The 14,204-nt window shown below is 38.5% G+C and carries 12 protein-coding genes; 9 read left to right on the top strand and 3 right to left on the bottom strand.

Annotated elements, in window-relative coordinates:
* Positions 1 to 16 precede the first annotated feature (16 nt).
* From ACESQI_RS08990 to ACESQI_RS08975, 4 genes are all read left to right on the top strand, one after another.
* On the top strand, positions 17 to 166 hold the full coding sequence (locus ACESQI_RS08990; protein ID WP_007482850.1) for a hypothetical protein: 150 nt from the start codon (positions 17 to 19) through the stop codon (positions 164 to 166).
* Between the two features lie 54 nt (positions 167 to 220).
* Complete coding sequence (locus tag ACESQI_RS08985) at positions 221 to 2,077, top strand: sodium:solute symporter family protein (RefSeq protein ID WP_007482848.1); 1,857 nt, start codon at positions 221 to 223, stop codon at positions 2,075 to 2,077.
* A 24-nt stretch (positions 2,078 to 2,101) separates the two neighbouring features.
* Positions 2,102 to 4,537: a GH36-type glycosyl hydrolase domain-containing protein gene (locus ACESQI_RS08980; RefSeq protein WP_195660431.1), complete on the top strand. Its 2,436-nt coding sequence runs from the start codon at positions 2,102 to 2,104 to the stop codon at positions 4,535 to 4,537.
* 238 nt (positions 4,538 to 4,775) lie between these two features.
* Positions 4,776 to 5,609 (top strand): DUF4886 domain-containing protein, encoded by an 834-nt coding sequence (locus ACESQI_RS08975; protein ID WP_195660430.1) that lies wholly within the window; start codon positions 4,776 to 4,778, stop codon positions 5,607 to 5,609.
* Between the two features lie 82 nt (positions 5,610 to 5,691).
* On the opposite strand, the gene ACESQI_RS08970 is transcribed toward ACESQI_RS08975, so the two are convergent.
* The 3 genes from ACESQI_RS08970 to xerD all read right to left on the bottom strand — a co-directional run bounded on the left by ACESQI_RS08970 (position 5,692) and on the right by xerD (position 9,612).
* Positions 5,692 to 6,723, bottom strand: coding sequence for a TlpA disulfide reductase family protein (locus tag ACESQI_RS08970; protein ID WP_195660429.1), 1,032 nt, complete (start codon positions 6,721 to 6,723; stop codon positions 5,692 to 5,694).
* 109 nt (positions 6,724 to 6,832) lie between these two features.
* Entirely contained in the window at positions 6,833 to 8,521 is a 1,689-nt protein-coding gene (locus tag ACESQI_RS08965; protein WP_007482840.1) for a tetratricopeptide repeat protein, read from the bottom strand.
* Positions 8,522 to 8,664: 143 nt separating this feature from the next.
* Positions 8,665 to 9,612, bottom strand: coding sequence for a site-specific tyrosine recombinase XerD (gene xerD / locus ACESQI_RS08960; RefSeq protein ID WP_002558314.1), 948 nt, complete (start codon positions 9,610 to 9,612; stop codon positions 8,665 to 8,667).
* A gap of 145 nt (positions 9,613 to 9,757) precedes the next feature.
* Here xerD and aroQ point away from each other — a divergent pair, with 145 nt between their 5' ends.
* The 5 genes from aroQ to ACESQI_RS08935 all read left to right on the top strand — a co-directional run bounded on the left by aroQ (position 9,758) and on the right by ACESQI_RS08935 (position 14,199).
* Positions 9,758 to 10,171 (top strand): type II 3-dehydroquinate dehydratase, encoded by a 414-nt coding sequence (gene aroQ, locus ACESQI_RS08955; protein ID WP_002558313.1) that lies wholly within the window; start codon positions 9,758 to 9,760, stop codon positions 10,169 to 10,171.
* Positions 10,172 to 10,269: 98 nt separating this feature from the next.
* Positions 10,270 to 11,727: a pyruvate kinase gene (gene pyk / locus ACESQI_RS08950; protein WP_002558312.1), complete on the top strand. Its 1,458-nt coding sequence runs from the start codon at positions 10,270 to 10,272 to the stop codon at positions 11,725 to 11,727.
* A 109-nt stretch (positions 11,728 to 11,836) separates the two neighbouring features.
* Entirely contained in the window at positions 11,837 to 12,469 is a 633-nt protein-coding gene (locus tag ACESQI_RS08945) for an O-methyltransferase (protein ID WP_373125840.1), read from the top strand.
* 162 nt (positions 12,470 to 12,631) lie between these two features.
* On the top strand, positions 12,632 to 12,964 hold the full coding sequence (rbfA, locus tag ACESQI_RS08940) for a 30S ribosome-binding factor RbfA (protein WP_002558310.1): 333 nt from the start codon (positions 12,632 to 12,634) through the stop codon (positions 12,962 to 12,964).
* Positions 12,961 to 14,199 carry an FtsX-like permease family protein gene (locus tag ACESQI_RS08935; RefSeq protein ID WP_025867519.1) on the top strand — a complete coding sequence of 413 codons (1,239 nt, stop codon included), beginning with the start codon at positions 12,961 to 12,963 and terminating at the stop codon, positions 14,197 to 14,199. The genes rbfA and ACESQI_RS08935 overlap by 4 nt, the downstream gene beginning before the upstream one ends.
* The last annotated feature ends 5 nt before the right edge of the window (positions 14,200 to 14,204 follow it).

Below are 14,204 nucleotides of genomic sequence, written 5' to 3'. Positions count from 1 at the left end.
TTTAAATTTTAATAGTATGAAAAATGTATTATTAGGGTCTGATAATAAAGAAGTTGGTTATCAGTGTAATGATTCGTATGTACATCTTGAATTACCGTCGCTGAATATAAATAAGCTTCTGTGTTTAAATACCTGGGTATTGAGACTGAACAATGCTTTGAAATAAATGATAGAGGGTTTTGTACAACTATTATAAATATTGAAAGTAAAAATAAATTTAATGGATTATCATTCTTTTCTTTCTTGTATTGATTTTACTATTGTTGCCGTTTACTTGGGGGTATTGGTCTTTATAGGATTTCATTTGAAGCGTCGTGCATCTCAGAATCTGGAATCATATTTGTTGGGGGGTAAACATATCCCATGGTATTTGCTGGGATTATCTAATGCCTCTGGTATGTTTGATATTTCTGGTACTGTATGGCTGGTTGGTATAACTATTGTATATGGACTTAAGAGTATTTATATACCTTGGCTTTGGCCTGTTTTTAACCAAATATTTCTGATGGTTTATTTATCGGCTTGGTTACGTCGTTCCAATTGTACGACAGGAGCAGAGTGGATTCGCTTTCGTTTCGGAACGGATAATGGTGCTGTGACTTCTCATTGGATTATTGTTGTGTTTGCTATTTTGGTTGGACTGGGCATGTTGGCTTACGGTTTTATTGGTATGGGTAAATTTGTGGAGATATTTATGCCATTAAAAAGCGTCTTTCCTTTTTTGTCTTTTCTTCCTGATACATATATTCCTCATGTCTGGGGTGTTATTTTTACTCTGTTTGCAGTATTCTATGCTTTGATGGGTGGAATGATGAGTATTGTTTGGGCAGATGTGGCACAATACATCATTATGGGTTTAGCTTCCGTGGCTGTAGCTATTATTGCGATATTGCATTTAGATATCATTGAGTTTTCTTCTTGGTTACCAAATAGTTGGTTTTCTCCGTGGTTTGGGCAAGAGTTAAATATGACTTGGACAGGTAAGTTTGTTGAGTTTAACAATAAAATAGGTAGTGATGGTTACCAGCTTTTCAGCCTTTTCTTTGGATTAGTTCTTTTGAAAGGTGTGTTAGCTAGTGTTGCTGGCCCGGCTCCTACTTATGATATGCAAAAAATACTGTCAACTCGTTCTCCTCGTGAAGCAGCTTTGATGAGTGGCTCGGTCACATTGGTATTGATGCCGGTTCGTTATATAATGATTACAGGCTTTGCTATATTAGGGCTTATTTTGTTTAATCAGATACAGGGGCAAATTACTACTCCTGCCGGTGTGATTGATTTTGAGTTAGTTCTTCCGGCAGTAATTAATCACCCTTGGATTCCAGCTGGAATAACTGGGTTGATTCTTGCAGGATTACTGGCTGCATTTATGTCTACTTTTGCAGGAACTTTAAATGCAGTTCAGGCATATATTGTTAATGATATTTATATAAAGTATTTTAAGAAAGATGCGACACCCAGACAAGCCAATCGTGCAAATATTGTTGTGGGTTTAATTGTTGTTGTTGTCAGTATTTGTTTTGGAGTATTAGCACAAGATGTGAATAGTGTGTTACAATGGGTTACTAGTGCATTGTATGGTAGCTATATTGCGGCGAATATCTTAAAATGGCATTGGTGGAGATTTAATGGACGTGGTTTTGCCTTAGGTATGGCTGCAGGCATGATTCCGGCATTGATTCTTCCGATAGTTCCTTACTTTGACGGAGTGTTACCTTTATACTATTTTCCGATTATTTTTATTTGCTCTATTGTTGGATGTGTATGGGGAACTTATTCAGTACCTCCTACCGATTTAGAGGTTTTGAAGGAGTTTTATAAAACAACTCGTCCATGGGGAATTTGGAAGCCTATTGATGTACTTGTTAAAGCTGAAACTCCTGATTTTAAGGAAAATTCTGATTGCTGTAGAGATCTTATTAATGTTGGAGTTGGGATTATCTGGCAGACAGCTCTGGTGGCGGCGTCGATTTATCTCGTTTTACAGCAATTCATTTATTTTATTGTAGCAGTTATTATTGTTATAATTACTTCAGTAATATTAAAAAGGAATTGGTTTAATAAACTGGAAAATTGAATTTAATAAATAATATTACAGATTATGAAATTTGGATTTTTTGATGACGATAAGCGTGAATATGTGATTACAAACCCACGAACTCCATGGCCATGGATTAACTATTTAGGAACAGAAGATTTCTTTAGCTTGATTTCTAATACAGGAGGCGGATATACGTTTTGTAAGGATGCAAGATATAGGCGTATTACACGATATCGTTATAATAATGTACCAATAGACGACGGAGGGAAATATTTTTATATCAATGATGGGGAGAATATATGGAGTCCGGGTTGGAAACCTTGTAAAACAGAGTTGGATAAATATATTTGCAGGCATGGGTTGAATTATACGGTTATTACCGGGGCTAAAAATGGTCTCGAGGTAGAGATCTTGTATATGGTACCATTGCATACATGGGCAGAAGTTCAGAAAGTTACGTTGAAGAATACAACAAATCAAATAAAACGATTTAAAGTATTTTCGTTTGTTGAATGGTGTCTGTGGAATGCTCAAAGTGATATGGAAAATTTCCAGCGTAATCTTTCATTAGGTGAGGTGGAGGTAGAAAACTCAATTCTATTTCATAAAACAGAGTATAGAGAACGACGGAATCATTATTCTTATTATTCGGTGAATGTACCTATAAATGGTTTTGAAACGGATCGTGAATCATTTTTAGGAATGTACAATGGTTTTGATCAACCTCAGGCGGTAACTCAAGGAAGGGCATGTAACAGCATAGCACATGGTTGGTCGCCAATAGCGTCTCATTATATTGAAATTGAGTTGGGACCGGGAGAGTTAAAAGATTTGATCTTTGTTTTAGGATACGTTGAGAATGGTGAAAGTGAGAAGTGGGACAAGGAACAGAAACTAAATAAAAATTGTGCATATGAAGTAATTGATAGATTTAATACTGTTGATTCTGTAGGCCGAGCTTTTAATGAATTAAAAGAGTATTGGGACCATTTGTTGAGTGCATATGTACTGGAATCACCGGATCCTAAACTTAACCGAATGGTGAATATCTGGAATCAGTACCAGTGCATGATAACTTTCTGCTTTTCTCGTTCTGCCTCATATTTTGAGAGTGGTATAGGGCGTGGCATGGGGTTTAGAGATTCTAATCAAGACTTGATTGGCTTTGTTCATCAGATACCAGAACGAGCTCGTCAGCGTATTATTGATATTGCATCGACACAATTTTCTGATGGTGGTTGTTATCACCAGTATCAACCTCTGACGAAGAAAGGAAATAATGAGATAGGACAAGGGTTTAATGATGATCCTATGTGGCTGATTTTTGGCACTATACATTACTTAAAGGAAACGGGTGATTTTTCCATCTTACATGAACAGGTTCCTTTTGATAATCAGAAAGGATCGGAAGCTTCACTCTTCTTCCATCTTCAAGTTTCTTTTGAGCATATTGTGAATAATTTAGGGCCTCATGGTTTGCCTTTAATAGGGCGGGCGGACTGGAATGATTGTTTAAATTTGAATTGTTTCTCAAGTAATCCGGATGAGAGTTTTCAAACTACGGAAAATAAATCGGAGGGTACAAAAGCTGAGAGTTTAATGATAGCTGGATTGTTTGTAATGTATGGACGAGAATATGCAAGACTGTGTAAGATATTAAATAAGAATATTGAGGCAGAAAAGGCATACAAGCATGTAGATGAGATGGTTGAGGCGGTGATGAAATATGGATGGGATGGCAATTGGTTTTTACGGGCCTATGATTATTGGGGGCGGAAGATCGGTTCGGAGGAGAATGAAGAAGGGAAAATCTTTATAGAATCGAATGGTTGGTGTACAATGGCTCAGATCGGATTGGAAGAGGGAATGGTGGAAAAGGCTTTGGATGCGGTGAAAGAAAAATTGGATTGCCAGTATGGTATAGTATTGAACAACCCGGCTTTTTCAAAGTACTATAAAGAGTATGGGGAGATATCGACTTATCCTGAAGGATACAAGGAAAATGCTGGAATATTTTGTCATAACAATCCATGGATTATGATAGGTGAAACCATTCGTGGACGCGGAGATAACGCTTGGGAATATTATAAAAAAATATGCCCAGCTTATCTTGAGAGTATCAGTGAACTTCATAAAATGGAACCTTATGTTTACTCTCAAATGATAGCAGGAAAAGATGCTTATAAACCTGGTGAGGCGAAAAACTCATGGTTAACAGGAACAGCTTCTTGGAATTATTTTGCCATAACGCAATATATTTTAGGTATCCGGCCAGAGTATGACGGTCTGTTGATTGATCCGTGCATACCTTCTTCATGGCGTAAATTTAGGGTGAAGCGCAGATTTAGGGGAGCTATTTATGATATCGTAATAAATAATCCGGAAGGAAAAATGAAAGGAGTTAAGCAAATTATAGTGGACGGTGAAAAACTTGAAGGTTCTTTCATTCCAGCGATGTTAGCCGGTAGTACTTATAAAGTTGAGGTAATAATGTAGTATTTATAAAACGAATAAGTATGAGAAAGAAAATGGATGTTTGGAGAAGGGGGGGATGAATTCGGGAGGAAAGGGAGGTAGTCGTAGTTATTGTTAATAGTATTGTATCTGCTAGAATCTATGTTAGCACTGTAAAAAGAAGGGGATTTTTATTGCTATATGTATAGGTGTAGTGTTCCCTTTTTTATAAGTTGTTGATGTTACTAATTTGATGTTGAATTAAAAAAAAGTGAATCTGATGAGAATTTTGAAACTGCTATTTTGGGTTTCTCTGTTACCCTTTGTATCTGTACAAGGTAGAATAATAAAGGTCTTAGCTATTGGGAATAGCTTTTCTGAGGATGCTATTGAGCAGAATCTGTATGAATTGGCTATTGGTGGTGGGGATACATTGATTATTGGAAATGTTTATCGTCCTGGGCAAAGTCTACAGTCACATTGGAAAATGGCTATTTCAGAAGAAGCTTTCGAGTATAGAAAAATTGAGAATGGAAAGAAAACGAATGTTCATAAGAAAATGCATGAGTGTATTACAGATGAAAACTGGGATTATATTACATTCCAGCAAGCCAGTTATGATTCAGGATTACTGGAATCTTATGAACCCTGGTTATCTAATTTGTTGGAATATGTAAGGAGATATATTACTAATTCTACTGTAAAAATAGGGTTACATCAAACTTGGGCTTACGCTCAGAACTCGACTCATTCTGGATTCTCTGTATATGGTAACAGTCAAATAGACATGTACCAAGCTATCGTAACGGCTGTTTCCATAGTAGCTCAACGCCATGCTAATGAGATAGCGTTTGTGGTACCTTCAGGAACTGCTATTCAGAATTTGCGTAACACTTTTGTTGGAGATACTCTTTGTCGTGATGGTTATCATTTGAGTTTGGGATTAGGACGTTATACTGCGGCATGTACTTGGCTTGAGATAATAACCGGACAGAATCCCGAAACGAGCTCTTATAGTCCTTCTTCATTGACAGAGCAAGAGGTTTTGTTAGCAAGAAAAGCAGCGCATACAGCTGTCCTTTATCCCTATGCTTCTGTTAGGATTGATGAATAGGGACTTTAATATGGTACTGTTCACTATTTTGTGTAGATAGAAGGCACTCTCCATAATATTGTGGACAGTGCCTTGGAAAACGTTATTTCTTTTCCTTCTTTAGTACTTTCTCTACTTCATGGTTCAGACTGTCTGTTGGGATATCTCTTGCAAGTATCCTGCCGCCCGGAGATACGAGTATATTGGTTGGTAATTTCAGTATGGCATATTGTTTGGCAGTCTCCAGATTCCACCCAGTAAAGGTACATACCTGTTCCCAGGTTAGTGTATCCTGCTTTATCTTATTTTTCCAGTCTTCTTTATTTATGTCGAGTGAAATACCTAATATGCCAAATTCTTTGTTCTTTTTATACTTGTTGTTTATCTTGCGCAGTTCCACATTTGTAGAATCACACTCTTCGCACCAGGATGCCCAGAAATTGATGAGCATATATTTGTCTTTGAACTTATCTAAGCGTGTTACTTTTTCTCCTTTTTGATTGGGAAGGCTGAAGAAAGGAGCTGTTTTACCTTCATTCACCTTTTCTATTTGGGTGATATTTTCGGTCAACTGTCCAATGGAAGGTTTATCTTGAAGTACTCCTGCCATCACATCAATCAGCTCTTTTATCTTTTTAAAGTCAGGAGTTTCCTTTTGTACAAAATACTTGTCCAGCAGATAAATGCTGACGAAAGAATTGTTGTGCTGGCGGATAAATTCTTCTGCTTTTGCTTCGAGCATTTTTTCGGAGGGTATGCCCGGCCCTTGCAGCGTTGCTTGGAAGGCTGAGAACTCTTCATTATAAATATTTCCCTCAATATTCAGGTGGTCCAGGTTGTTTGCATTCCCTTGTACCTTGATTTTCTCTTTTTTATCAAGAAAAATCGGATACTCTGTTTCCCCTTTCAAGAGTAGCATGGCTGTGGTGATGGTGTCTACTTTTAATGAATGAGAGAACTTGTCTCCCTTCACATATATAGTATCTATATGCTGGTAGAGTCCGTCGATGCCATATAAATAGATTGTATCGTCTCCCAGTCCTTTAATTTCTCCGGTTATGCTTGTTGTATCTGCATTTTTCTTGCAGCCTGTCAGGCAGATTATCAGGATGAGCAAGATATTTATTTTCTTCATTTTTACATCTTTTCTGCGAAAGTACGGGTTTTATGGATAAAAAAAAAGAATTGCTCACCATAAATGGTGAGCAACTCCTTTTTTTTCAAATAAAAAACGAAGGATTCGTTTATTTGATAATATTCATAAAGTCTGAGTTAACGAAGTATTTTGCGAACTCAAGATCAGTTGCAGCTTTCTTAGCTAATGAAGAGTCTTTAGCAACTGCGCTTTTCAGACTGCTTGTTAACATAGAAAGATTGTTAGTTCTTGCACCTAATACAGCCATCAGATAGTCTGTGTAAGCATCCGGTTTTTCTACACCAGCCAATGTGTTTTTAGCTTTGTTGTAGTCCTTAGCCAGGATCTGAGCAAGAGCAGCACTATTTGTCTTAGCGTCACCGAATGAGTTTACAGCTCTTTCATACTGACCCTGTGCAATGTACAGGTTACCCATTGTTTCGCCCAGTTCTTTAGCACCAGAAGCCTTACCTAAGTAAGATTCAGCAGCGCTCTTATCACCTTTAGCCAAAGCTACAAGACCTAAGTTCATGTTAACTTCAGGAGCAGCCTGAATGTTAGCAGCTTTCTTCAGGTATGATTCAGCTTTGTCAATGTTACCAGCCTGATAAGCCAATTTACCAAGGTTGTTGAATGCACGGTAGTCATTCGGGAACAACTCAGTAGCTTTTGTGTAGATTACTTCTTTCTTACCATTGTCATTAGTCAGCGTTGCAGCATACAACAATTCTTCCAAAGTCAGTTCTTTAGGATTAGAAGAAGCCAAAGAAGCGATTTCGTCGTCAGACTTACCAATAATTTCATAATTCAAAGTCAAACGAGAACGACGCAATTGTGGCAGGATTTCGTCAGCCAAAGTTTTGTAAACAGAAGAGATGTTTTTGATTTCTTGTTCTCTTTGTTCAGGATCCTGATACATAGAGAGTACGCGAAGGATCAATTCTTTGTCCTGGATGTTTGATTTAGAAACCAGTTCCTGGAAACCTTCCCAGTCCTGAGCTGTGTATTTAGCATCGATAGCTGCATCGATCTTAGCTTTCTTAAGGTCTTTGCTCAACATCTTAGTAGTGTTGTCTTCACGGTTTTCGGCCAGCTTAGTGTTCAAACCTACACCACCATCAGGAGATGCATAAGCAGAAACTTCAATGTTGCTGATTTTTTTGTTAGCAGCATCGTTTACGTTAGCTACTTCCTTGTTGAATTCTTTAGCAGTCTTCAATTCGCTTGCACGAATGTTAGCCTGTTGGATAAGGAACATAATGTTAGCATTGTGTTTCTCTTTGATGATACGTTGGAAAGCGTCGTCACCGTTAGCAGGGTTAGCACTTTGCAGCGTGTTTTCAATCAATTCTGAAGTAGAGATCACACCATCAGCAATTTTCACAGCAGGGATAGCTACTGTCTTGTTGCCGATTTTAGCATTGAATTCAAGGTACAATTCAGACTTAGCCATTTCAGGAACATAGTCAAATGAAGTTTTCATCGTGTAGTTACCACCCATCTTGTAAGAGATAGTCTGGTCGTTACCTTCAACTTTTTCACCTTGGAATACTGCAGGTTGGCCTTTAACTTCGCCACCATTCCATCTTAAAACCGGAGTTACTTCTACAACGGCTTTCTTTTTGAAATACTTTTCAGGAAACTTTCCGTTGATAGTTACAGGAACTTTACCACCCACTGCTTCCAACACCTGCGGAGTTGTAGTAAAGTAGTCAGATGATAATTCACCCATTTTGCTGCAAGACGAAAATGCAACAATCAATGCCATAAGGAAAGGCAAATAAAGCTTCTTAATCATTTTAGGTATAAATTAAATGTTTGTAATTGAAATATTCGTCCATTCATGCCTTTTCCATTTAACCCGGAAAAAGTAACGCAAAGATATTAAATATTAAGATATATATATAGCTAAAGTATTGTTTTTATTATAATTTAATGAAATCAGCCTTTCTTTTCTTGACGATATTTAATATTACGCGGGTGATGCTCTATTATTTCACTCCGTAACATGTTCCGATCGATGTGAGTATATATCTCCGTAGTGGCAATGGATTCATGACCAAGCATACATTGAATAGCTCGTAAATTGGCTCCTCCTTCCAGCAAATGAGTGGCAAATGAATGACGAAATGTATGCGGACTGATATTCTTGGTGATACCGCTTATCTGTGCGAGTTCCTTGATGAGGTGGAAGACCATAATACGGGATATGTTTTTACCCCATCGGGCCAGAAAAACAAAATCCTCATATTCTTTTTTTATTTTTCCCCGGTTCCGGTCAATAAAATATAGTTGTATCTCTTTAATAGCTCGTGGAGAAATCGGTACCAGACGTTGTTTGCTGCCTTTACCTTCTACTTTGATAAAACCTTCATCAAAATAAAGATCGGAAAGCTTTAAATTGGTCAGCTCGGATACGCGTAAACCGCAGCTATACAAGGTTTCCAGCATGGCACGGTTGCGCTGGCCTTCGTTTTTACTAAGGTCTATGGCTGAGATGATGGTATCAATTTCTTCAACTGTTAGTACCTCTGGTATTTTAAAGCCAATTTTGGGGCCTTCAAGCAGTTCGCTGGGATCGGCTTCTATATAGTCGGCCATAATGAGAAAGTGGAAGAAAGATTTGATACCTGAAATAATTCGTGCCTGCGAACGTGGGTGAATACCAATATCATGCAGTCCGGCAGAGAAGCGTTCCAGATCGTTCAGACAAACATCCAGAACTCCGGTATTCTCTGCTTGCAGGAAGTTGAGTAGCTTACTCAGATCGGTCATGTAAGCATCCAGCGTATTTTTAGACAGAGACTTCTCCAACTTTAGATATTGTTGGTACTTTTTAATTATCTGCTCTTGTGTATCCTTCTTCTCGGTTTTTTCGTTTATTTTCATTTCTTTTTTCTACCTTTGCTCCGCGAAGATAGGTTGCACCTCAGCAAAATACAAATAAATTTGCTTCTACATTCGGTTTGCGCTATCTTTGCACCCTGAAATAATGTTCCCGAGACAAAGGTATTAAAATTAGTAGGATTGTGTTATGAGGATACAAATTATTAATGGCCCCAATATTAATCTGCTGGGCAAGCGTGAACCTTCCATATATGGTAGTGTTACATTTGAAGACTATCTGGCAGAACTCCGCAAAGCGTATAAGGATATAGAAATTAACTATTTTCAATCGAATATTGAGGGAGAAATGATTGACTGCATTCAGCAGACGGGTTTTGAAGCAGATGGTATTATTTTAAATGCGGGGGCATATACACATACGTCTATTGCTTTACAAGATGCTATTCGTGCGGTGACTGCCCCGGTAATTGAAGTACATATTTCTAATGTACACAGTCGTGAAGATTTTCGTCATGTGTCTATGATTGCTTGTGCCTGTAAAGGAGTCATTTGTGGTTTTGGGCTCAATTCATACCGTCTGGCCCTTGAGGCTTTAAGATAATAATGTGAGAATAAAATAGATTCATATAATTAATGTGTAAATAAGCCGGAGGACGATTGGCATATGGGCACATTATCAAAATTAAATAATTATTTAAGATGTTGCTGAAACAGACTAAAATCGTAGCTTCCATCTCAGACAGACGCTGCGACGTAGACTTTATAAAACAGTTGTTTGATGCCGGGATGAACGTTGTTCGTATGAATACCGCGCATGCCAGCCGTGAAGGTTTTGAAGCTTTGATAGCTAATGTACGTGCCGTTTCCAACCGTATTGCCATCCTGATGGATACCAAAGGGCCGGAAGTACGAACTACTGCTAATGCCGAACCTATTCCTTTTCAGATTGGAGAGAAAGTGAAGATTGTTGGTAATCCTGACCTGGAAACAACCCGCGAATGTATTGCTGTTTCATATCCCAATTTTGTACATGATCTGAATATCGGTGGAACGATTCTTATTGATGATGGTGATCTTGAACTTCGTGTGATTGATAAAACAACTGACCATTTGCTTTGTGAAGTGCAAAATGAGGCTGTCCTGGGTAGTCGTAAAAGTGTGAATGTTCCGGGGGTGCGAATCAACCTGCCTTCGTTGACAGAGAAAGACCGTAATAATATATTGTATGCTATAGAGAAGGATATCGATTTTATAGCACATTCGTTTGTACGTAACAAGCAGGATGTGCTTGATATTCGTACTATTCTTGACGAGCATAATAGTGATATTAAAATTATTGCCAAGATTGAAAATCAGGAAGGTGTTGATAATATCGATGAAATCCTTGAAGTGGCTGATGGTGTGATGGTAGCGCGTGGTGATCTGGGTATTGAAGTACCACAAGAACGTATTCCGGGTATCCAGCGTACACTGATTCGTAAATGCGTGTTGGCAAAGAAGCCGGTTATTGTAGCGACACAGATGCTTCACACTATGATTAATAATCCGCGTCCGACTCGTGCGGAGGTAACTGATATTGCTAATGCTATTTATTATCGTACTGATGCTTTGATGCTGAGCGGTGAAACGGCTTATGGTAAATATCCGGTAGAAGCCGTGAAAACGATGACTGCTATTGCCGCACAAGCTGAAAAAGATAAACTGGAAGAGAACGATATCCGCATTCCGTTGGATGAAAATAGTAATGATGTGACTGCATTCCTTGCCAAGCAAGCTGTGAAAGCTACAGCCAAGCTGAAGATGCGTGCTATTATTACTGATAGTTATAGTGGACGTACTGCCCGTAACCTTGCTGCTTTCCGTGGTAAATATCCTGTGCTGGCCATTTGTTACAAGGAGAAAACCATGCGTCATCTGGCTCTTTCTTATGGGGTGGAAGCGATCTATATGCCCGAATTGGCTAACGGACAGGAGTATTACTTTGCTGCACTACGCCGTCTGTTGAAAGAAGGACGTTTGTGTCCTTCGGATATGGTAGGTTATTTGAGTAGTGGTAAAGCGGGAACCCAAACTTCTTTCCTTGAGATAAATGTGGTGGAAGATGCTTTGAAACACGCTGAAGAAACGGTACTGCCTAATAAGAACAGATATTTATAATTTATAATTGGACGATTTACAATTTACGATTGAAATAACTCTTGTTTATCAGAAGTAATTTCAATCGTAAATTGTAAATCGTCCAATCGTAAATCCTTTTTCTCTTTCCATGGATACTATAGACGATTACATCCTGAGCCATATAGATGATGAAGGCGATTATCTGAAAGCCTTGTATCGTGACACACATGTTAAACTACTTCGTCCTCGTATGGCTTCCGGCCATTTGCAGGGAAGAATGTTGAAGATGTTTGTCGAGATGATTCGCCCCCGGCAGATACTTGAAATAGGTACGTATAGTGGTTATTCTGCTCTTTGCCTGGCCGAGGGACTTCCGGAAGGAGGAATGCTTCACACATTTGAGATTAATGATGAACAAGAGGATTTTACACGTCCCTGGCTGGAAGGATCGGCTTATGCTGATAAAATAAAGTTCTATATCGGTGATGTCCTTGAACTTGTTCCCGGATTGGGTATTGTGTTTGATCTTGCCTTTATAGATGGGGATAAGCGTAAATATATCGAATATTACGAAATGACGCTTGTACATCTTTCCGCCGGAGGTTATATTATAGCTGATAATACTTTATGGGATGGCCATGTTCTGGAAGAGCATCCGCATAGTAACGATTATCAAACAATTGGTATTAAAGCGTTCAATGATCTTGTGGCAAAAGATACAAGGGTAGAGAAGGTGATACTTCCTTTGCGGGATGGGCTGACGATTATTCGCAAGAAATAGTGCAAACTTAGTGGGTATGTTATTTCGGTAATGAAAACTAAAAATATCATATAAATAACCTGTCAAGCGATATATTTCTGTAACTTTGTGTTCTATATAAGTAGGTGAAGATCGCCTGCTTGATATGAATAATTACATTTAATAAACCTGATAAATAACTTTATGGAAACAACCAGACAGAATAAGATATCCCGTTTGTTGCAAAAAGAATTGAGTGAAATCTTCTTGTTACAAACCAAGGCGATGCCCGGTATACTGGTGTCGGTAAGTGCAGTTCGTATCAGTCCTGATATGAGTATAGCGCGTGTATACCTTAGTATTTTTCCTTCTGAAAAAGGAGAAGAGATGGTGAAAAATATCAATAACAACATGAAATCTATCCGGTACGAACTCGGAACGCGGGTTCGTCACCAGTTGCGTATCATTCCCGAACTGAAATTCTTTGTGGATGATTCATTGGATTATATAGAAAAGATAGATTCTCTTTTGAAGTGAACCTGCCCTTTTATATAGCCCGGCGCTATCTCTTTTCAAAGAAGAAGCACAATGCCATTAATATTATTTCCGGCATATCAGTATGTGGGGTAGCACTTGCTACGCTGGCGCTTGTCTGTACACTTTCTGTATTTAACGGTTTCCAGGATATGGTGGCCAGCTTTTTTACAGCGTTCGATCCGGAACTGAAGATTAGTATCCGGGAAGGTAAGGTTTTCGATGGACAAGACGAACGCATACAAGCGATTCGTGCCTTGCCGGAAGTCGCTGTATTCACCGAAACGTTGGAAGAAAATGCGATGGTACAGTATAAAGACCGTCAGACAATGGCTGTAATAAAAGGGGTGGAAGATAACTTTGAGGATCTTACGTCTATTGACAGCATTCTTTATGGGGCAGGGGATTTTCTACTTCATGATTCCATAGTAGATTATGCTGTGATGGGTATCGAATTGGTTTCGACGCTGGGTACAGGTATACAGTTTGTTGATCCGTTGCAGATTTATACCCCTAAGCGGAATGCTAAGGTGAATATGGCAAATCCTTCTGCTTCTTTTAATATGGAGTATCTTTTTTCTCCGGGTACTGTCTTTGTGGTCAATCAGCAAAAGTATGATAGCCGTTATATTCTTACTTCCCTTGATTTTGTGCGTCGGATGCTTGATTATACAACCGAAGTTTCTGCTATTGAATTGAAATTAAATCCTGGTGTGAGCACCTCTTCCGCCAAATCAAAGATTGCATCGATATTGGGTGATGACTTTGTTGTGCAGGATCGCTATGAGCAACAAGAAGACGTATTTCGGATTATGGAGATAGAGAAATTGATTTCATATCTTTTTCTCACGTTTATTTTGATGATTGCCTGTTTTAATGTAATAGGTTCTCTTTCTATGTTGATTCTTGATAAGAAAGAGGATGTTGTGACTTTGCGCAATTTGGGAGCGGATGATCGTTTGATTTCCAGAATATTTCTTTTTGAAGGGCGTCTGATTTCTCTTTTTGGTGCTATATCCGGTATTGTATTGGGATTAATTCTTTGTTTGATACAACAAAAATTTGGTATTATCTCTTTAGGTGGTGGAGGAAACTTTCTGGTGGATGCCTATCCGGTCAGTGTGCACTTTTGGGATGTAGTGTTGGTGTTTGTAACGGTATTTGCCGTTGGCTTTCTTTCGGTGTGGTATCCGGTGCGTTATCTTAGTAAACGATTGCTCTCTTCAGGAGGGAAATAATAAAT

Source organism: Bacteroides sp. HPS0048 (assembly GCF_964240755.1).
GTDB lineage: Bacteria > Bacteroidota > Bacteroidia > Bacteroidales > Bacteroidaceae > Bacteroides > Bacteroides nordii.
Note: the sequence above shows the minus strand (reverse complement) of the source record. Positions and strands in the feature narration are given on the sequence as shown.

Bases quoted from the DNA above. Each gene is read 5' to 3' on its own strand.
- ACESQI_RS08990 (WP_007482850.1), top strand. From the start codon at position 17: ATGAAAAATGTATTATTAGGGTCTGATAATAAAGAAGTTGGTTATCAG.
- ACESQI_RS08980 (WP_195660431.1), top strand. From the start codon at position 2,102: ATGAAATTTGGATTTTTTGATGACGATAAGCGTGAATATGTGATTACA.
- pyk (WP_002558312.1), top strand. From the start codon at position 10,270: ATGTTGCTGAAACAGACTAAAATCGTAGCTTCCATCTCAGACAGACGC.
- ACESQI_RS08945 (WP_373125840.1), top strand. From the start codon at position 11,837: ATGGATACTATAGACGATTACATCCTGAGCCATATAGATGATGAAGGC.
- aroQ (WP_002558313.1), top strand. From the start codon at position 9,758: ATGAGGATACAAATTATTAATGGCCCCAATATTAATCTGCTGGGCAAG.
- rbfA (WP_002558310.1), top strand. From the start codon at position 12,632: ATGGAAACAACCAGACAGAATAAGATATCCCGTTTGTTGCAAAAAGAA.
- ACESQI_RS08970 (WP_195660429.1), bottom strand. From the start codon at position 6,723: ATGAAGAAAATAAATATCTTGCTCATCCTGATAATCTGCCTGACAGGC.
- ACESQI_RS08985 (WP_007482848.1), top strand. From the start codon at position 221: ATGGATTATCATTCTTTTCTTTCTTGTATTGATTTTACTATTGTTGCC.
- ACESQI_RS08975 (WP_195660430.1), top strand. From the start codon at position 4,776: ATGAGAATTTTGAAACTGCTATTTTGGGTTTCTCTGTTACCCTTTGTA.
- xerD (WP_002558314.1), bottom strand. From the start codon at position 9,612: ATGAAAATAAACGAAAAAACCGAGAAGAAGGATACACAAGAGCAGATA.
- ACESQI_RS08965 (WP_007482840.1), bottom strand. From the start codon at position 8,521: ATGATTAAGAAGCTTTATTTGCCTTTCCTTATGGCATTGATTGTTGCA.